This is a genomic window from Streptomyces sp. CG 926, assembly GCF_003148825.1.
Lineage (GTDB): Bacteria > Actinomycetota > Actinomycetes > Streptomycetales > Streptomycetaceae > Streptomyces.
This window is the reverse complement of record NZ_QGGZ01000003.1, coordinates 47587-64735: the sequence shown is the minus strand read 5'-3', so window position 1 is coordinate 64735 and position 17149 is coordinate 47587. Positions and strand designations below refer to the sequence as shown.

19 protein-coding genes are annotated in these 17149 nt (G+C 71.7%); 8 read left to right on the top strand and 11 right to left on the bottom strand.

Annotated elements, in window-relative coordinates:
- The first annotated feature begins 103 nt into the window (after positions 1-103).
- Positions 104-712 carry a GTP cyclohydrolase I FolE gene (folE, locus tag BCL76_RS08865; protein ID WP_030756162.1) on the top strand — a complete coding sequence of 203 codons (609 nt, stop codon included), beginning with the start codon at positions 104-106 and terminating at the stop codon, positions 710-712.
- 83 nt (positions 713-795) lie between these two features.
- On the opposite strand, the gene BCL76_RS08860 is transcribed toward folE, so the two are convergent.
- The 6 genes from BCL76_RS08860 to BCL76_RS08835 form a co-directional block, all read right to left on the bottom strand.
- Positions 796-1281 (bottom strand): DUF3180 domain-containing protein, encoded by a 486-nt coding sequence (locus BCL76_RS08860; protein WP_109778968.1) that lies wholly within the window; start codon positions 1279-1281, stop codon positions 796-798.
- A gap of 46 nt (positions 1282-1327) precedes the next feature.
- The gene (folK, locus tag BCL76_RS08855) at positions 1328-1936 is read right to left on the bottom strand and encodes a 2-amino-4-hydroxy-6-hydroxymethyldihydropteridine diphosphokinase (protein ID WP_109778967.1); all 609 of its coding nucleotides are present in this window, start codon (positions 1934-1936) and stop codon (positions 1328-1330) included.
- Positions 1933-2292 carry a dihydroneopterin aldolase gene (gene folB, locus BCL76_RS08850; RefSeq protein WP_030010912.1) on the bottom strand — a complete coding sequence of 120 codons (360 nt, stop codon included), beginning with the start codon at positions 2290-2292 and terminating at the stop codon, positions 1933-1935. Before folB ends, folK begins: the two co-directional genes overlap by 4 nt.
- Before the next feature lie 129 nt (positions 2293-2421).
- Positions 2422-2808 (bottom strand): nuclear transport factor 2 family protein, encoded by a 387-nt coding sequence (locus BCL76_RS08845; RefSeq protein WP_051781667.1) that lies wholly within the window; start codon positions 2806-2808, stop codon positions 2422-2424.
- Positions 2809-2890: 82 nt separating this feature from the next.
- On the bottom strand, positions 2891-3763 hold the full coding sequence (folP, locus tag BCL76_RS08840) for a dihydropteroate synthase (protein ID WP_181382482.1): 873 nt from the start codon (positions 3761-3763) through the stop codon (positions 2891-2893).
- A 261-nt stretch (positions 3764-4024) separates the two neighbouring features.
- Positions 4025-5872: a phosphatidylglycerol lysyltransferase domain-containing protein gene (locus BCL76_RS08835; protein WP_109778966.1), complete on the bottom strand. Its 1848-nt coding sequence runs from the start codon at positions 5870-5872 to the stop codon at positions 4025-4027.
- Between the two features lie 152 nt (positions 5873-6024).
- On the opposite strand from BCL76_RS08835, the gene BCL76_RS08830 reads away from it, so the two are divergent.
- Positions 6025-7134, top strand: coding sequence for an alpha/beta hydrolase (locus BCL76_RS08830; RefSeq protein WP_109778965.1), 1110 nt, complete (start codon positions 6025-6027; stop codon positions 7132-7134).
- A gap of 91 nt (positions 7135-7225) precedes the next feature.
- Here the strand turns inward: BCL76_RS08830 and BCL76_RS08825 are convergent, their stop codons facing one another.
- Positions 7226-8188: an ABC transporter ATP-binding protein gene (locus BCL76_RS08825; RefSeq protein ID WP_109778964.1), complete on the bottom strand. Its 963-nt coding sequence runs from the start codon at positions 8186-8188 to the stop codon at positions 7226-7228.
- Between the two features lie 149 nt (positions 8189-8337).
- Between BCL76_RS08825 and BCL76_RS08820 the strand changes: the two genes are divergently transcribed.
- The 4 genes from BCL76_RS08820 (at position 8338) to BCL76_RS08805 (ending at position 11915) form a co-directional block, all read left to right on the top strand.
- Positions 8338-9114: an ABC transporter permease gene (locus BCL76_RS08820; protein WP_258309474.1), complete on the top strand. Its 777-nt coding sequence runs from the start codon at positions 8338-8340 to the stop codon at positions 9112-9114.
- Positions 9115-9118: 4 nt separating this feature from the next.
- Entirely contained in the window at positions 9119-9793 is a 675-nt protein-coding gene (locus BCL76_RS08815; RefSeq protein WP_109778963.1) for an ABC transporter permease, read from the top strand.
- A gap of 32 nt (positions 9794-9825) precedes the next feature.
- The gene (locus BCL76_RS08810) at positions 9826-10815 is read left to right on the top strand and encodes an ABC transporter substrate-binding protein (RefSeq protein ID WP_109778962.1); all 990 of its coding nucleotides are present in this window, start codon (positions 9826-9828) and stop codon (positions 10813-10815) included.
- A gap of 98 nt (positions 10816-10913) precedes the next feature.
- Positions 10914-11915, top strand: a complete 1002-nt coding sequence (locus BCL76_RS08805; RefSeq protein WP_109778961.1) for a hypothetical protein — start codon at positions 10914-10916, stop codon at positions 11913-11915.
- A gap of 5 nt (positions 11916-11920) precedes the next feature.
- Here BCL76_RS08805 and BCL76_RS08800 read toward each other — a convergent pair whose 3' ends face one another.
- The 3 genes from BCL76_RS08800 to BCL76_RS08790 are packed head-to-tail and all read right to left on the bottom strand — an operon-like array spanning position 11921 to position 14208.
- Positions 11921-12136 (bottom strand): hypothetical protein, encoded by a 216-nt coding sequence (locus tag BCL76_RS08800; protein ID WP_033219398.1) that lies wholly within the window; start codon positions 12134-12136, stop codon positions 11921-11923.
- A gap of 29 nt (positions 12137-12165) precedes the next feature.
- Positions 12166-13017, bottom strand: a complete 852-nt coding sequence (locus tag BCL76_RS08795; RefSeq protein WP_109778960.1) for an arylamine N-acetyltransferase family protein — start codon at positions 13015-13017, stop codon at positions 12166-12168.
- Positions 13018-13065: 48 nt separating this feature from the next.
- Entirely contained in the window at positions 13066-14208 is a 1143-nt protein-coding gene (locus BCL76_RS08790; RefSeq protein WP_109778959.1) for an NADH-quinone oxidoreductase subunit D, read from the bottom strand.
- A gap of 31 nt (positions 14209-14239) precedes the next feature.
- Between BCL76_RS08790 and BCL76_RS08785 the strand changes: the two genes are divergently transcribed.
- Complete coding sequence (locus tag BCL76_RS08785; RefSeq protein WP_109778958.1) at positions 14240-14731, top strand: PH domain-containing protein; 492 nt, start codon at positions 14240-14242, stop codon at positions 14729-14731.
- Between the two features lie 323 nt (positions 14732-15054).
- Positions 15055-16410, top strand: coding sequence for a PH domain-containing protein (locus tag BCL76_RS08780; RefSeq protein WP_109778957.1), 1356 nt, complete (start codon positions 15055-15057; stop codon positions 16408-16410).
- Positions 16411-16461: 51 nt separating this feature from the next.
- Here BCL76_RS08780 and BCL76_RS08775 read toward each other — a convergent pair whose 3' ends face one another.
- Positions 16462-17136 (bottom strand): response regulator, encoded by a 675-nt coding sequence (locus BCL76_RS08775; RefSeq protein ID WP_030756207.1) that lies wholly within the window; start codon positions 17134-17136, stop codon positions 16462-16464.
- Positions 17137-17149: the final 13 nt, after the last annotated feature.

Genomic DNA, 17149 nt, shown 5'->3' with positions numbered 1-17149 from the left:
GGCGGCTCGACCCACCCGGAATGGAAGCCGCGCCCCCCAGGTTCTAGCCTGGGGGGCGCGGCATATTCGTACGACCGCGTGTTCGGACAGGAACGAGGATGAGATGACCGACCCAGTGACCCTGACCGGTGACGAGGGCACGATCGGTGTGTTCGACGAGAAGCGCGCCGAGGCGGCGGTCCGTGAGCTCCTGATCGCGGTCGGCGAGGACCCGGACCGCGAGGGCCTCCTGGAGACCCCGGCGCGCGTGGCGCGGTCGTACCGGGAGATATTCGCCGGGCTGTACCAGAAGCCCGAAGAGGTCCTGACGACGACGTTCGACCTGGGCCACGACGAGATGGTCCTGGTGAAGGACATCGAGGTCATGTCGAGCTGTGAGCACCACCTGGTCCCGTTCCACGGCGTGGCGCACGTCGGCTACATCCCGTCCACCGACGGCAAGATCACCGGCCTGTCGAAGCTGGCCCGCCTCGTGGACGTGTTCGCCCGCCGTCCGCAGGTGCAGGAGCGCCTGACCACGCAGATCGCGGACTCCCTCATGGAGATCCTGGACCCGCGCGGGGTCATCGTGGTCATCGAGTGCGAGCACATGTGCATGACCATGCGTGGGGTCCGCAAGCCCGGCGCGAAGACCATCACCTCGGCGGTCCGCGGCCAGCTCCGCGACCCCGCCACCCGTAACGAGGCCATGAGCCTGATCATGGCCCGCTGAGGCCGGTGTCCGGGGCGGACGGCCGGGAGCGGCTGGGGCTCGTCCACCCCCGGTAGGCGCCCTGGCCGCCCGCGAGAGACGGCCTAGGCCTTGGCCGGGGCCTTGGTCGGGTCCTCGTCCTCCGGGAGCTTCAGGACGTGCTCCAGGAAGAGGGCCGCGGCGATGACCGCCGCACCCGCCAGGACCGAGAAGCCGGCGTACCAGGCCTGGTCGCGGCGGGCGGGGACGTCGAGGGCATCGGTCAGCAGGAAGACGCCCACACCGCCGTACATGCCGGCCACCAGTGCCGCCACCAGGGCACTGGCCTGGCCGAAGACCACCGCGCGGGCCGCCATCAGCGGCTCCACGCCCTTGGCGCCCGGGCGGCGCTCGCGCTGGGCCTTGAGGCGGGCGCGCATGGACAGGGCCGTGGCCAGCAGCACCGCCGCGATGACGCCCAGGACGATCGGCGCGGCCAGCGGAACGCCCGGCAGGGTGCCGTAGGCGTTCCACAGGCGCGCGCCCGCCCAGGACAGGATCCCGGCGACCACGAAGATGCCCGCCAGGACCGCCGGCCTCAGTTGCTTCACTTGCCTGTTCCCCACTTTCAGCGAGTAGCCGTGAACAGGCTAACGACTACTCGGGGAGGTGGAGTTCCAGGTCGGGGCGCGGCGTCACGCCGACCAGGCCGATTTCGGCCAGCAGTGCCGTGACCGGGCCGCGGCCCGGGATCTGGGCCTCCGGGTCGATGTCGTGCCAGGGGGCCAGCACGAAGGCACGCTGGTGGGCGCGCGGGTGCGGGAGGGTGAGGACCGGGTCGTCGGAGACGCGGTCGGCGTACGCGACGATGTCCACGTCGATCGTGCGCGGGCCCCAGCGCTCCTCGCGGACGCGGTCGAAGGCCTCCTCGACGGCGTGCGCGCGCTCCAGGAGCGAGGACGGCGGCAGGGTGGTCTTCACCGCGACGACCGCGTTGAGGTACGAGGGCTGCGAGCCGGGGTCGACGCCCCACGGCTCGGTCTCGTAGACGGGGGAGACGGCCTTGACCCGCATGCCGGGGGTGTCGCCGAGGGCGTCGATGGCGCCCTGCAGGGTCTCCAGCCGGTTACCGAGGTTCGCACCGAGCGCGATCACGGCCCATTTGGGGTTGGACAGGGTCACGTCCGCCGCGTCGACCGTCTCGACGACGGAGGCGGGTACCGGCTGGACGGTGGGGTCGCTCTGAGCGTTCAGTGCGTTGTTCATGCGCGGCTCCGGGTGATCGTGATGGTCACGTCGTCGAAGGGGACGGTGATGGGCGCGTCCGGCTTGTGGACGACGACCTCCACCTGCGCCACCGCTTCGTGCTTGAGGCACTGCTGGGCGATCCGCTCGGCCAGGGTTTCGATGAGGTCGACGGGCTCACCCTGGACCACGTCGACGACTTCTTCCGCGACTACCCCGTAATGCACGGTCTTAGCCAGGTCGTCTCCGGCCGCCGCGGGGCGGGTGTCGAGGTGCAGCACGAGGTCGACGATGAAGGTCTGGCCTTCTTCGCGTTCCCGGGGGAAGACGCCGTGGTGCCCGCGAGCCTTGAGGCCGCGCAGCGCGACACGATCCACGCGAATCACTCCTGCTTTCGTAGGTGCTTCCGGTCCCGGGGCTCCCCGGGGCCATGGCTGCGCCGAGTGCGGTCGGCGTCGTCCGTCTTCGAATTTACCTGCGAAACAGTCCGGCTCCGGCCGGAGGGGTCAGGAGGGGTCCTCCTCCTCGTCCTCGTCGGACTCCGTGAGGACGGGAGAACCGTGGTGGGACCAGAGCCGCCAGCCCTCGGATGTGCGTCGGAACACATTCGTCGCGACGACGAGCTGACCGACGAGCGGGCCGAGTTCGCCGCCGTCCTCGGCGGGGCCGCCGCTGAGGATGTTCTCCGTACACGTCACCAGGGCGGTATCACCTATTACGGCCACTTTGGTGTCGGTGAGGAAGAACTGGATGTAGTCGGTGTGCGACATGATGAGCGCGTACGAGCGCAGGACCTCGCCGCGGCCCGAGAGCACCGGCCAGCCGGGGTGGACGCAGGAGATCTCGTCCTCCAGCCAGAGCGCCGACAGTGAGTCGAAGTCCCCCCGCTCCATTGCCTCGTAGAAGGCCGTGTTGACCTCTTCGACCGCCTCGATGTCGGTTCTGCTCACGGTGCTCCTTGTCGGTGGGTGACGATCAGAGTGCCCCTTCGACGGCGCGGGCGACCCGTACGGCGTCCGCGGTCGCCCGTACCTCGTGCACCCGCACGGCCCAGGCGCCCTGGTGGGCGGCGATCGCGGAGACGGCGGCCGTGGCGGCGTCCCGTTCGCGGGCGGGCGGCGGGGTGGTGTCGGCGCCGCCGGCCAGGATCCGGCCGAGGAAACGCTTCCTCGACGCGGCGACCAGCAGCGGGAAGCCGAGCGCGCGCAGCTCGGGCAGGTGGGCCACCAGGGCCAGGTCGTGCTCGGCGTTCTTGGCGAAACCCAGCCCGGGGTCGACGATGATCCGCTCGGGGGCGATCCCGCCGGCCACGACCGCGTCGATCCGGTCCCGCAGTTCGGCGGTGACCTCGGCGACCACGTCCGCGTAGACGGCCAGGCTGTTCATGCCGGCGCTGAAGCCGCGCCAGTGCATGACCACGAACGGCACCTCGGCGGCGGCGACGGCCGGGATCATCTCGGGGTCGGCCAGCCCGCCGCTGACGTCGTTGACCAGGGCCGCGCCGGCTTCCACGGCCCGGGCGGCGACGACGGCGCGCATGGTGTCGACGGAGACCGTGACGCCTTCGGAGGCCAGGCCCCGGACCACGGGGACGACCCGGCGCAGCTCCTCTTCCTCGTCGACGCGGGAGGCACCGGGGCGGGTGGACTCGCCGCCGACGTCCACGAGGTCGGCGCCGTGCTCGACGAGATCGAGGCCGCGCTTGACCGCGGCGGTGGTGTCGAACCAGCGCCCGCCGTCGGAGAAGGAGTCGGGGGTGACGTTGACGACGCCCATGACCGCGCAGCGGTCCCGGTCCGGCAGACCTGCGACCCGGCCCCTGCCGGTGGCTCCGCGCTTCGTGTTCATAGGTCCAAGGGTAGGGCTGACCTGGATACGGCAGGGCCCCGGCGCCCTTGTCCGCGCCGGGCGGTACGAGGGTGCCGGGGCCGGTGCCTGGGCGAGGTGCGGGCCGTACGGCGGGTGGTCCGGCCGGTGGTGGCTCCGGCCCCCGGCGGACGCGCGCGCCTGCCGGGGGCCGGAGCCACCGGGCCCGGGGCCTGCGGTGGGCCCGCGGGCCACCGGCCCCCGCCCCGCCCCGCCGCGTCCGCCCCGCACACCCGGCGAGGGCTACGCGGCCTGGACCTCGCGATCCGTCTGCTTGGGCACGGCCGTCATGTGGGTGTGCGTGCAGGTGCGCACCGGCTTGGGCCGACGGCGGCTGGCGAAGAGCCGGGGCAGGGCCACCGTGACGAAGCCCTCGGCCTGCATCACGGCGAAGCCGATGCGGGGCAGGTCGCGGCTGTTGCGGTAGACCATGAAGCGCGGCTCCCAGCGGGGGCGGAACTTCTCGTTGAACTTGTAGAGCGACTCGATCTGGAACCAGCGGGAGAGGAAGACCAGCAGGCCGCGCCACATCCGCAGGACCGGGCCGGCGCCGATCTTCTCGCCGCGGGCGAGGGCCGCGCGGAACATCGCGAAGTTCAGGGAGACCTTCTCGATCTTCAGCTCGGGGGCGGCCTGCAGGGAGGCGACGATCAGCAGCTCGTTCATGCCGGGGTCGGCGGCGCGGTCGCGGCGCATCAGCTCCAGCGACATGCCGTCCTTGCCCCACGGGACGAAGTGCAGGACGGCCTTGAGGTCGCCGAAGGGGCTGGTGTCGCCCTCCTCCACGCGGTGCGCGGTGGCGATGAAGCAGTCGCCGTCGCCTTCCTCGCCGACCCGGCCCAGGGCCATCGAGAAGCCGCGCTCGGTGTCGGTGCCGCGCCAGGCCTCGGCCGCGCCGCGGACCCGTTCCAGCTCCTCCTCGGTCAGCTCGCTGACCCGGCGGACCTGGGTGGTGTAGCCGTTGCGCTCGATGCGCTTCACCATCTGGCGGACATTGCGCATGGGGCGGCCCGCGAGGGAGAAGTCTTTGACATCGACAATCGCCTCGTCACCCAGCTCCAGGGCGTCCAGACCGGTCTCGCGGGTCCAGACCTCGCCGCCGGTCTCGCTGCAGCCCACGACGGCCGGGGTCCAGGAGTGGGCCTTGGCCTCCTCCATGAACCGCTCGATCGCACCGGGCCACGCCTCGACGTCGCCGATGGGGTCGCCGGAGGCGAGCATCACGCCGGAGACGACGCGGTAGGTGACGGCGGCCTTGCCGCTGGGGGAGAAGACGACGGCCTTGTCGCGGCGGAGCGCGAAGTGGCCGAGGGAGTCGCGGCCGCCGTGCTTGGCGAGCAGCTCGCGCAGCTTGCCCTCGTCGTCGGCGGTGAGCCGGGCGGCCGGGTGCTCGGGGCGGAAGGCCAGGTAGATGGTGGTCAGCGCGGTCAGCATGCCGAGGGCGCCGAGGGAGTACCCGACGGTCCAGGACACCTGGCCGGCGTAGTCGACGGGGCCTTCGAAGCCGAAGAGGCCGTAGACGACGTGGGTGATCTGCTCGTACAGGCCCGGGTTGCCGACGACGCGGTTCGGGTGGACGTTGACGATGAGCAGGCCGAGCCCGATGGAGCCGGCGCTCATCAGTACGAAGTTGGCGAGGGCCTTCCAGCGGCTGCGCGGGTCGGGCAGCGCCTTGAATTCACTCTGGTGGCGCAGCAGCAGGGCGAAGAGCACCGCCGCGATGATCACGCCCGGGATCGAGTGCCGGTAGAGGAACTGCGCCACGGCACCCGCCGGCAGCAGTACGACCGCCGCCCGCCAGGCCCGGCGCTTGCGGCGCTTGAGGCCGTGCGCGAGCAGCAGGAGCAGTACGCCCGCGCTGATGGCGAGGGCCGCTGCGAAGGGGCCGAACACCGGCAGCACCTCGGCGACCGCGTGGATCCGGCTGTGCCGGAATCGCGGGAACACCCCTGCCGCGACGTCCAGAAGGCCGACGATCATGACGGCCGTACCTACCAGGCCGGGCACCGACTCCGGCTGTGGACCTCGGAGGATTCGGCGGACCCTGCTCGGAACCTGTCCCGACTTATCGCCATCTATCCTGCTAGACATCGCTTCCCGTTGCTCCGCGAGAGATCATGTGGCCGAAGGCCGCGACAGCCTCCGGTGTGTGGTGCGTCCCTTAGGACGACATCGACGAGGAGCGGGTTCACTCTTTCGTCGGAAAAAAACAGTCCTGCCACCAGAAAGTCGACTGACTGCTCATGGGTCTCACCAGTAATACGGTTCTGGCGCTGGCCATCATCGCCGGTGTGCTGCTCTTCGCGGCCACGGTGTGGTTCTGGCCGAAGCTCTCGGGCCGCACCTGGCGCGCGTTCGCCGGCCGTATCGGGCTGCTGCTGGCGACCCAGTTGGCGCTGTTCTCGGCTGTGGGGCTGGCGGCTAACAAGTCGTTCCTCTTCTACGGTTCCTGGGCCGACCTGCTCGGCCAGGAGACGTCCATGGGCAAGGTCGTCGACCACTCGATGAGCAGCAAGGACATCAAGGTCGTCGACAAGCAGAAGCTGGACGTACCCGGTGGCGCCAAGCCCCAGGTCGGTGGTCAGATCCTGAAGGTTGCCATAACCGGGCAGAAGTCGAAGATAACGAGCCCCGGCTACGTGTGGCTCCCGCCCGAGTACTTCCAGCCCCAGCACAAGGACCAGAACTTCCCCGCGTCCATCGTCCTGACGGGCTACCCGGGCACCGCCGAGAACCTCATCAAAGGGCTCGACTACCCGATGAAGGCCTTCAGCCTGTCCAAGTCGGGCAAGATGAAGCCGATGATCCTGGTCATGCTGCGCCCGACCGTGGCGCCGCCGCGGGACACCGAGTGCGTCGACATACCCGGCGGCCCGCAGACCGAGACCTTCTTCGGCGAGGACCTCCCGCAGGCCATCCAGGCGACCTTCCGGGTCGGCAAGAAGCCCGAGAACATGGGCTTCATCGGTAACTCCACGGGTGGTTACTGCGCCCTGAAGATCGCCGCGCACTACCCGCAGACCTTCGGCGCCGCCGCGGGCCTGTCCGCGTACTACGAGGCGCCGGACGACCCGACGACCGGTGACCTGTTCCACGGGGACGAGAAGCTGAAGAAGCGCGCGGACGTGCTGCACAGCATCGAGCACAAGAAGCCGACCGGTACGTCCTTCCTCGTGACCAGCAGCGAGAAGGGCGAGCCGAACCTCGCCGACACCAGGAAGTTCATCAAGAAGGTGCAGGGCCCGGACCGGGTCTCCTCCATCATCCTCGACAGCGGTGGCCACAACTTCAACACCTGGCGACGTGAGATCCCGCCGATGCTGATGTGGATGAGCGGCCGTATCCAGGCCTGACCCGCCGTCCGACGGACGCCCCGCCCGCCGGCTTCCGGCGCCGACGTACCTGTGACCGGCCCTACGGGGCCGGTCACGGTCGTTCGGGGGGTCAGGCCCCCTGCGGTTGGGCCCGGCGCAGTGCCCGGTGGACGCCCTCCGGGGTCAGTACGCCGACCAGCGCGCCGGATCGCGGGTCCGTGACCCCGATCCGCCCCGAGTCCTGCTGCAGCAGGACGGCGAGGGCCTCGCGCAGCGTCGCCCCCAGCTCCACCGAGGCCGCCGGGGCCTGCCCGTCCGTCTTTGCCAGGTCGGCCGCCTCGACCGCGGTGACCGCGAGCCGCTTGAGCCCCCGGTCGGCGCCGACGAAGGAGGCCACGTACGCGGTGGCGGGAGCCCCGAGGACCGCCGCCGGGCGGGCGAACTGCTCGATGGTGCCCGTGCCGTAGACCGCGATGCGGTCGCCGAGCCGGATCGCCTCCTCCAGGTCGTGGGTGACCAGCAGGATCGTCTTGCGCACCGTCCTCTGCAGGTCCAGGAACTCGTTCTGGAGGCGTTCGCGCACCACCGGGTCCACCGCGCCGAAGGGCTCGTCCATCAGCAGCACCGGCGGATCGGCGGCGAGCGCGCGGGCCACGCCGACGCGCTGGCGCTGGCCGCCGGACAGCTGCTCCGGGTACCGGCCCCCGTACACGGCCGGGTCCAGGCCGACCAGTTCGAGGAGTTCGGCCGCCCGGGCGCGGGCCTTCGCCTTGGGGGTGCCGATCAGTTGCGGCACGGTCGCCGTGTTCTCCAGCACCGTCTTGTGCGGGAACAGCCCGACCTGCTGGATGACGTACCCGATCCGGCGGCGCAGCTCGACCGGATCGGCGGCCGCTATGTCCTCGCCGTTCAGCAGGATCCGGCCGGAGGTCGGGTCGATCAGCCGGTTGACCATCTTCATCGTGGTCGTCTTGCCGCAGCCGGACGGGCCCACGAGCGTGACCAGCTCACCTTCCGCCACCTCGAAGGACAGGTCCTCGACGGCTGTCGTCCCGTCGGGGTAGCGCTTGGTCACATGCTCGAATCGGATCACAAGCCCATCTTTCCGCACGCCGGCCGCTGATTTGTGAAGGGCGTGTTGCCTCGATGCGAAGGATTCCGTCCCTTGAGGGTGGTGGGGGTTAGGGTCGCTGTATCGGGTGAGTGTGAAGACGTGCGTTCGAATGACGGGGGGTGAGGGGTGTGACGGCACCGAACTGCCTGGTGGCGAACGACTGGATCTGCTGGGACTACGTCACCTCCCGCTCCCAGGAACTGACCGACGCCACCGTCGAGCACATCTGGCTCACGGGCGTGTCGGTCCTGATCGGCATCGCCGTGTCCGTGCCGCTCGCCCTGCTGGCCCGCCGCGGCCGCCGTTGGGCGGCGCCCGTCCTGGGCCTGACCACCCTGCTCTACACGATCCCCTCGCTCGCCATGTTCTCCCTGCTGCTGCCCGTCTTCGGACTCTCGGCCGCCCTGGTGGTCACCGGACTGGTGCTGTATTCGCTGACGATCCTGGTCCGCAACGTCCTGGCCGGCCTGGAGGCCGTCCCCGAGGAGGTACGGGAGGCGGCGCGCGGCATGGGATACGGCCCCGGGCGCCTGCTGTGGCAGGTCGAACTGCCGCTGGCGCTGCCCGCGCTGCTCGCCGGCGTACGGATCGCCACCGTCTCGACGGTCGCGCTGACCACGGTCGGGTCCATCGTCGGCAAGGGCGGCCTCGGCAACCTCATCGCCCCGGCCGTGAACAGTTCCTTCAAGGCCCAGGTACTCACCGCCTCGGTGCTGTGCGTGCTGCTCGCGCTCGTGGCCGACCTGCTGCTGCTCGGCGTACAGCGGCTGCTCACCCCGTGGACCCGGGCAGGTGCCGGGGGCCGGTCCGTGACCCGGGCGACGACGTCGACCGCGACCCCGGCCGCGACCTCGGTTTCGGGCGCGGAGCCGGCATCGGCCTCCGCTCCGGCGAAGGGGGCCTGAGCGCGTGGGAGGCGTCATCGGAGGGGCCTGGGACTGGCTGGCGAACGGCGCCAACTGGTCCGGGGAGAGCGGGGTGTGGCACCGGCTCGGCGAGCACGTCTACGTCAGCGCGGTCGCGCTCGCGATCGCCTGCGCGGTGGCGCTGCCGATCGGACTTTTCCTCGGCCACCTCGGCAAGGGCGGCACCCTCGCGATCAACATCTCCAACATCGGCCGGGCCGTACCCGTCTTCGCGGTGCTCGCCCTCTTCATGGTCTCCCCGCTGCGCAACACCGGCTACCTGCCCACCATCGCCGCGCTCGTGCTCTTCGCGATCCCGCCGCTGCTGACCAACGCCTATGTCGGCATGCGCGAGGTGGACCGCTCGGTGGTGGAGGCCGCCCGCGGCATGGGCATGTCCGGAATCCAGCTCTTCCTGCGGGTCGAACTACCGCTCGCGCGCGCCATGGTGATGACCGGACTGCGCTCGGGCGCCGTCCAGGTCATCGCCACGGCCACCATCGCCGCCATGGTCGGCCAGGGCGGCCTCGGCCGGATCATCACCGCCGGCTTCAACACGTACAACACCCCGCAGGTCGTCGCGGGCGCCCTGCTGGTGGCCGCGCTCGCCCTGCTGGTGGAGGGCGCGCTGGTGGTGGCGGACCGGCTGCTGCTGCCGCGGGCCGCGGCGTCCCGCTGATTCCTGTCCATCGCCTCGAACGGAGTACCTCCATGACCAAGACCACGCGCGTCCTCGGCGCGTCCCTGGGCGCCCTGGCCCTGACGGTGTCGCTGGCCGCGTGCGGCGGCGACAGCCTGGAGAAGAGCAAGGACGGCGGCTCGGCCGCCGACTCCTCCGGGGCCGCGGGCGCCGGCAAGGGCAGCCTGGTGATCGGCGCGGCCGGGTTCACCGAGTCGAACGTGCTGGCCGAGCTGTACGCGCAGGTCCTCAAGGACGCGGGCTACAGCACCTCGATCAAGACGGTCAACAACCGTGAGCTGTACGAGCCCTCGCTGGAGAAGGGCGAGATCGACGTCGTCCCGGAGTACGCGGCCACCCTCGCGGAGTTCCTCAACGCCAAGGTCAACGGCTCGAAGGCGCCCGAGGAGAAGCCGGTCGCCTCCAGCGACGTCGCGGCGACGGTGGCGGGCCTGGAGAAGCTCGCGGCCCCGCTCGGCCTGAAGGCGCTCGCAGCCGGCGAGGCGGTCGACCAGAACGCATTCGCCGTGACCGAGGAATTCGCCCGGAAGAACAACCTGAAGACGCTTTCCGATCTTGGTAAGTCCGGACTTCAGGTGAAGATCGCGGCGGGCGACGAATGCAACGTCCGCCCCTTCTGCGCACCGGGGCTGACCAAGACGTACGGAATTCAAGTTTCTGGTATCGACCCGAAGGGCGTCGGCACCCCGCAGGCCAAGCAGGCGGTCAAGGACGGCGCCGACCAGCTGGTGCTCACCACCACCACGGACGCCACCCTCGACAGCTACGGACTGGTCCTGCTGGAGGACGACAAGAAGCTCCAGAACGCCGACAACGTCCTGCCGGTGGTCAACGCCAAGGACGCCGGAACCCCGGAGGTCGCGGCCGCGCTCGACAAGTTGACCAAGGCGCTCACGACGGCCGATCTGGTCGCTCTGAACCGCAAGGTGGACGCCGAGCGCGCCAAGCCGGCCGACGTCGCGAAGGCCTACCTGGAGTCCAAGGGACTGCTGAAGAAGTAGCGCGCACGGGGTCGACGGGGAAAAAGGGCTCAACTGCCCGGGAAGAGTTTGCCGGGCGGGTATCCCACTCGACCTCCATGCACTGTAAATTTCGGGCCATGCCCCGTGGACGCCACCGCAATCCCGAACCCCTGCACCGGCTGCTCACGCCGACGACCGTGGCCGGTGTATCCGTCGTCGGCGCAGGCTTGGCCTGGCTCCTGGCGGAACCGATGGCGCTGCGGCTCCTCGTGGCCGTCACCGCGGCCGCCGGGGTCGCCGGCGCCGTCGTCCTGCGCGCCTGGGACCGCTCGGCGGGCCGCCGCGTCGCCGAACTCGCGTGCGAGCGGGTCAAGGACGAGTGGCGGACCGACGAGCGGATAGCCGAGCTCGAATCCGACCTGGAGGAGGCCCGGATGCTGCGGGCCAGGCTCGACGCGAAGCTGCGCGCCAAGCGGGTCGAACTGGCGGGTCTGCGCGGCGAGCACGCGGCGCTGCTGCGCCGGTACGCGACCGCCGAGACCGAGCGCGCCAGCGCCCTGGAGGGCCGCCGACTGCTGGCCATCGAGGCTTCCGCGGCGCCGGTCGGCGCACCGAAGGAACTTCCGGCCGTCACCGAGGAGCGCACCTCGGCGGGCGCGCCCACCGCGGTCGGCTACGCCCGGGCCCACTCGGCCCTGGAGGCGCTGGCCCGCCGGCGGCAGGCGGCGCGGGCGCTGCCCGCGGGGCCGTCGGCCCCGGAGCCCGGCCCCGGCCGTGGCCACGCTGCCGCTCCCGCGGCCTCTTCGCTTCCCGCGCGTCGCCCGGCGGCCGCGGTGGCCCCGTACGCGGCCCAGCGGCGTACGGCCTCGCGCGTCGAGGGAGGCTTCGACTTCTTCGGCACCAAGAACGCGGCACAGGCCCGCGCGGTGATCGAGGCGGTGCAGAACGAGGACCTGGCCGACGTGGTCGGCGCGGAGGCCCTCGCGGTGCACAAGGCCGAGTCAGCCCAGGCCGTCGTCGAGCCGGAGTTCAAGCCGGCGACCGAGGAGACCCGCGCGGTGGGCCAGGTCATCGACCTGACGGCCCACGACGAGACCGAGCCGATCGACGTGGCGCGGCTGCGCACCGCCATCTCCTAGCGCTCTCAGAACAGCGGGAGTTGTCCGGGGTGTTCGGACAGCACGAAGCCGTCCAGGGTCGGCGCGGAGGCGCCGAGCACCACCCGGGCCCGGGACCCGGGACAGGACACCAGGTCGCCACGCTCCCGCCCGGAGGGCGGATCGTGGCGGGCGATCCGGCCGGCGGTGACGGCGCAGTCGCGGCCGCAGGAGGGGCAGGCCCGGCGGGGAGAGTGGGACATGCCGCCCAGTGTGCCCTGCCGTACCGACATCAGCTCTGCTGGGCGGCGAGCCATGCCTCGTGCGCCCGCTGCACCCGGTCCCACAGCGCCGTCCGGTCCGCGGGGGTCAGGTCGTCGAGCTCCCGTCCGAAGACCGTGGCCATGACCTCGAAGAGCTCCTCCGAGGAAGCCAGTTCCCGCTTGTCGCGCCCGCCCTGCGGGTCGAGGGTCAGCAGGATCCTGCCGTGCAGGCGGTTCATGACCCCGGCGTTGCGCCGCAGCATGAAGAAGGACTGCAGGAAGGGGGAGTCCTCGGCGGTGGACAGCCGCAGGTGCTCGGCCTCGAAGTCGGCCATGGTCGCGGGGGCCGAGCGGAAGTTCATCGCCGGGAAGGGCGAGTCCTCGTTGAGGAAGGTCCAGCCGGTGTCGGGCGCGTCCGTGCTCCCGAGCGGCCGCAGACCGTACCGGAAGCCGCGTTCGTAGCGGCCCTCGCGCAGGGGCAGCGGCTCGGGCGGGCCGTCGCCCAGGCCGACGTCCACGAAGTAGGTCTCCCCGTCGATCCGTACGGTCAGGGTGAGGTGGTCGCCGCTCACCTCCTGGGAGTCCGCGTCCGCGCTCATGCCCCCGAAGTGCCGGGTCACGTCGTACCCGAGGTGCTCCAGGAGCGCCGCGAAGGCGCCGTTGAGGTGGAAGCAGTAGCCACCGCGCCCGGCGCCGATGCGGCGCACGGACAGCTCGGGGTCGATGCCCGGCGGCCGGCCCAGCTGGATCTCGGTGTTCTCGAACGGGATCCGCTCCAGATGGGCCCGCGTGAGCGCGAACAGCCCTTCGACGGAGGGGGATCCGGGTTCGGTAATGCCGATCCGCCCCAGGTACGCGGCGTATATGCCAGAGATGATCATGGACCTACCCTAGATCCGACATCTCCCGGCGTGGGGCCGGGGGAGGAACTATTTGTCGATGTCGCCGACCACGAAGAAGAGCGAGCCCAGGATCGCCACCATGTCGGCGACCAACTGCCCCGGCAGCAGCACCGCCAGGGCCTGGATGTTGTTGTACGAGGCGCTGCGCAGCTTCAGTCGGTACGGGGTCTTCTCGCCCTTGGAGACGAGGTAGTAGCCGTTGATGCCGAGCGGGTTCTCGGTCCAGGCGTAGGTGTGCCCCTCCGGTGCCTTCAGGACCTTGGGCAGCCGCTGGTTGATCGGCCCGGGCGGCAGGTCGTCCATCCGGTCCAGACAGGCCACGGCCAGGTCGAGCGCGTTGTGGGTCTGGTCCAGCAGGCACTCGAAGCGGGCCAGGCAGTCGCCCTCGGTACGGGTGACCACCTGCAGGACGTCCTGGAGCTCCCCGTAGGCCAGGTACGGCTCGTCGCGCCGCAGGTCGAAGTCGACGCCGGAGGCGCGGGCGATCGGGCCGGAGACCCCGTACGCGTGCACCGCCTCGGCGGACAGGACGCCGACCCCGCGCGTACGGGCGCGGAAGATCTCGTTCCCGTGGACCAGCTTGTCGTAGACGTCCATCCGGGTCCGGACGTCGGCGATCGCGGCGCGGGCCCGGCCGAGCCAGCCGGCCGGGAGGTCCTCCTTGAGGCCGCCGACCCGGTTGAACATGTAGTGCATCCGGCCGCCGGAGATCTCCTCCATCACGGCCTGCAGTTCCTCGCGCTCACGGAACGCGTGGAAGATCGGGGTGATACCGCCCAGTTCGAGGGGGTACGAGCCGAGGAACATCAGGTGGTTCAGCACCCGGTTCAGCTCGGCCAGCAGCGTGCGCATCCACACGGCCCGCTCGGGGACCTCCATGCCGAGCATCCGCTCGACGGCCATGACCACGCCCAGCTCGTTCGAGAAAGCGGACAGCCAGTCGTGGCGGTTCGCGAGCATGACGATCTGCCGGTAGTCGCGGGCCTCGAAGAGCTTCTCGGCGCCACGGTGCATGTAGCCGACCACCGGTTCGGCGCTGACGATCCGCTCGCCGTCCAGGACGAGGCGCAGGCGCAGCACGCCGTGCGTGGAGGGGTGCTGGGGGCCGATGTTGAGCACCATGTCGGTGCTCTCCGCCGCTCCGCCGATACCGACCGTGGTCTCCGTCATGCGGGCATTGTCTCAGCCCTAGGGTGGGCGCATGGAAACGGGGACAATGGGTGAGACGGACGGCCCCGCGTGGGTCGGGCTGCCCGGCGGGCTGCTCGCACTGCGCCGGACGCTGCTGCTGATATGGACGGTGCTGCTCGCCGTCGTGACCGCCGTCGTGCCGGGGCTGACGCTCGGCCCGGCGTGGGCGGCCCTCGGGGCGATCTGGCTCGCGGTCCTGGCCTGGGGCTGGGTGCTCCTCGGCCGGAACTGGCGGTCCTGGCGCTACGCCGAGCGCGCGGACGACCTGCTGATCAGCCGGGGTGTGCTGTGGCGGGAGGAGACCGTGGTGCCGTACGGGCGGATGCAACTGGTCGAGGTCACCTCCGGCCCGCTGGAGCGCCGCTTCGGCCTGGCCTCCGTACAACTGCACACGGCCGCGGCGGCCACCGACGCCAAGATCCCCGGGCTGCTGCCGGCCGAGGCGGAGCGGCTGCGCGACCGGCTCACCGCCCTCGGCGAGGCAAGGTCGGCGGGCCTGTGACCCCCGGTCCGCAGGGCTCGGACCCCCGCCCCGAGGCACGCGACGCGCAGACCGCCCCCGAGCCGTCGGCGGCGGACGAGCCCGTGCGCGCGAAGCCCGCCGCCGAACCCGCTCCCGCGCCGGCTGCAGGCGAGCCCGCTCCCGCGCCGGCTGCAGGCGAGCCCGCTCCCGCGCCGGCTGCAGGCGAGCCCGCTCCCGCGCCGGCTGCAGGCGAGCCCGCTCCCGCGCCCGCTGCAGGCGAGCCCGCTCCCGCAGCAGGCGGGCCCGAACACGCCCCCGCTCCCGCTGTCGGCGGGCCCGCCGACCAGCGGCCCGCAGCCGCCGTGTCCGCCGCCGAGCCGCCCTCCGCAAGCGGCCCGGGGGAGCGTCGGCTGCACCCCTTCACCCCGCTGCGCCGCGCCTGGGTGCCGATCGCCGCGACCGTCGGCGTGCTCGCCCAGCAGGGCGACCAGGCCGGGCGATGGGTGGCCGACCTGCCCGCCCTCCTGCGGGTGGCCGCGGTGGCGGGCCTGATCATGGTCTTCGGCGCCTACGGATTCCTGAGCTGGTGGTTCACCCACTACGCCATCACCGACACCGAACTGCGCATCCGCAGCGGGCTCCTCTTCCGACGCACCGCGCACATCCGCCTCGACCGGCTCCAGGCCGTGGACGTCACCCGCCCCCTCCTGGCCCGGCTGACCGGCGTCGCGAGCCTGCGGCTCGACGTCATCGGCACCGAGGAGAAGGACCAGCTGGCCTTCCTCGGCGAGAAGGAGGCCGTCGCCCTGCGCGCCGAGCTCCTCGCCCGCGCGGCCGGCTTCGCCCCCGAGGAGGCCGTGAGCCTGGGCGAGGCCCCCGAACGCGAACTGCTGCGCGTGACCCCGCGCGAGATCGTCGTCTCGCTGCTGCTCAACCTCGGCGTCTGGGCCCTGCTGGTCCCCGGGCTGACCGTGCCGGCCGTCGTGTGGTGGCTCAGCTCCAGCCCGTGGGCGGCCCTGGTCACCGTGCTCCCGATGCTCGGCGCCGTCTGGGCGGGCACCGCCGGCCGCTTCCTCACCGAGTACGACTGGCGGGTCGCCGAGTCCCCGGACGGGCTGCGCCTGGACCACGGACTGCTGGACCGCGCCCACGAGACCGTGCCGCCGGGCCGCGTGCAGTGCGTACGGATCGTGGAGCCGCTGCTGTGGCGCCGGCGCGGCCTGGTCCGGGTGGAGCTGAAGGTGGCGGGCTCGAACAACACGGTCCTGATCCCCGTGGCCGCGAAGGACGCCGCCTTCGCCATGATCGCCCGGGTGCTGCCCGGCGTGGACCTGGCGGCCCTGTCCTACTCGGGCTCCCCGCGGACGGGATCCCGCTGGGTGGTCCCGGTGTGGTGGAAGGGGTACGCGCTCGCGCTCTCCCCGGAGGTGTTCGCCGCCCGGCACGGCCGCCTGTGCCTGCGTACGGACGTCGTCCCGCACGCCAAGGTGCAGAGCGTCCGCCTCACGCAGGGCCCCTGGGCCCGGGCCCGCGGCGTCGCCGACGTCCACGTGGACACCGGCGCGAACTGCACGGCCACGGCCCGGCTCCGCCCGGAGGCGGAGGCCGCGACCCTGCTGCACGCCCAGGCCGCCCGCTCCCGCACCTCCCGGGCCTCGGCCCGGCCGGACCGCTGGATGACGGCTTCGGACCCGGGGGCGGCAGCCGGGACGCAGTAAGGCGGAGCAGGCGGAGCAGGGCGGGCGGGGCGGGCGGCGGCGCGGGTGCGGCTAGCCGGCTCCGCCGCCCGCGCGGACCAGGCCCGTCTCGTACGCCAGGACCACGACCTGGACCCGGTCGCGCAGCCCGAGCTTGGTCAGGATCCGGCCCACGTGGGTCTTGACCGTCGCCTCCGACAGGACCAGCCGGGCCGCGATCTCGCCGTTCGACAGGCCCTGCGCCACCAGCAGCATGACCTCGCGCTCGCGCTCCGTCAGCCGCTCGATCTCCTTGTTCCGCGGCTCCTCGGTGGTCGTCGGCAGCATCGGCGCGAAGCGGTCCAGCAGGCGCCGCGTCGTGGACGGGGCCACCACCGCGTCCCCGCTGTGCACCGAGCGGATGGCCGCGAGCAGCTCGCCCGGCGGGACGTCCTTCAGCATGAACCCGCTCGCGCCCGCCTTCAGGCCCGAGAAGGCGTACTCGTCCAGGTCGAAGGTGGTCAGGATGATCACCTTCGGGTGTTCCTCCGGCTCGCAGATCCGCCGTGTCGCCTCCACCCCGTCGAGCCTGGGCATGCGGACGTCCATCAGCACCACGTCCACCTTCGTGGCCCGCAGCACCTCCAGCGCCTCCAGGCCGTCGCCCGCCTCGGCGACGACCTCCATGTCCGGCTGGGCGGCGAGCACCATACGGAAGCCGGTGCGCAGCAGCACCTGGTCGTCGACCAGCATCACGCGGATGGACATCAGTTACCTCGTC

Excerpts from the sequence above, each read along its gene's own strand:
- folE (WP_030756162.1), top strand. The coding sequence starts at position 104 with ATGACCGACCCAGTGACCCTGACCGGTGACGAGGGCACGATCGGTGTG.
- folK (WP_109778967.1), bottom strand. The coding sequence starts at position 1,936 with ATGAACAACGCACTGAACGCTCAGAGCGACCCCACCGTCCAGCCGGTA.
- BCL76_RS08845 (WP_051781667.1), bottom strand. The coding sequence starts at position 2,808 with ATGGAGCGGGGGGACTTCGACTCACTGTCGGCGCTCTGGCTGGAGGAC.
- folP (WP_181382482.1), bottom strand. The coding sequence starts at position 3,763 with ATGAACACGAAGCGCGGAGCCACCGGCAGGGGCCGGGTCGCAGGTCTG.
- BCL76_RS08835 (WP_109778966.1), bottom strand. The coding sequence starts at position 5,872 with ATGTCTAGCAGGATAGATGGCGATAAGTCGGGACAGGTTCCGAGCAGG.
- BCL76_RS08830 (WP_109778965.1), top strand. The coding sequence starts at position 6,025 with ATGGGTCTCACCAGTAATACGGTTCTGGCGCTGGCCATCATCGCCGGT.
- BCL76_RS08810 (WP_109778962.1), top strand. The coding sequence starts at position 9,826 with ATGACCAAGACCACGCGCGTCCTCGGCGCGTCCCTGGGCGCCCTGGCC.
- BCL76_RS08805 (WP_109778961.1), top strand. The coding sequence starts at position 10,914 with ATGCCCCGTGGACGCCACCGCAATCCCGAACCCCTGCACCGGCTGCTC.
- BCL76_RS08800 (WP_033219398.1), bottom strand. The coding sequence starts at position 12,136 with ATGTCCCACTCTCCCCGCCGGGCCTGCCCCTCCTGCGGCCGCGACTGC.
- BCL76_RS08795 (WP_109778960.1), bottom strand. The coding sequence starts at position 13,017 with ATGATCATCTCTGGCATATACGCCGCGTACCTGGGGCGGATCGGCATT.
- BCL76_RS08790 (WP_109778959.1), bottom strand. The coding sequence starts at position 14,208 with ATGACGGAGACCACGGTCGGTATCGGCGGAGCGGCGGAGAGCACCGAC.
- BCL76_RS08785 (WP_109778958.1), top strand. The coding sequence starts at position 14,240 with ATGGAAACGGGGACAATGGGTGAGACGGACGGCCCCGCGTGGGTCGGG.
- BCL76_RS08775 (WP_030756207.1), bottom strand. The coding sequence starts at position 17,136 with ATGTCCATCCGCGTGATGCTGGTCGACGACCAGGTGCTGCTGCGCACC.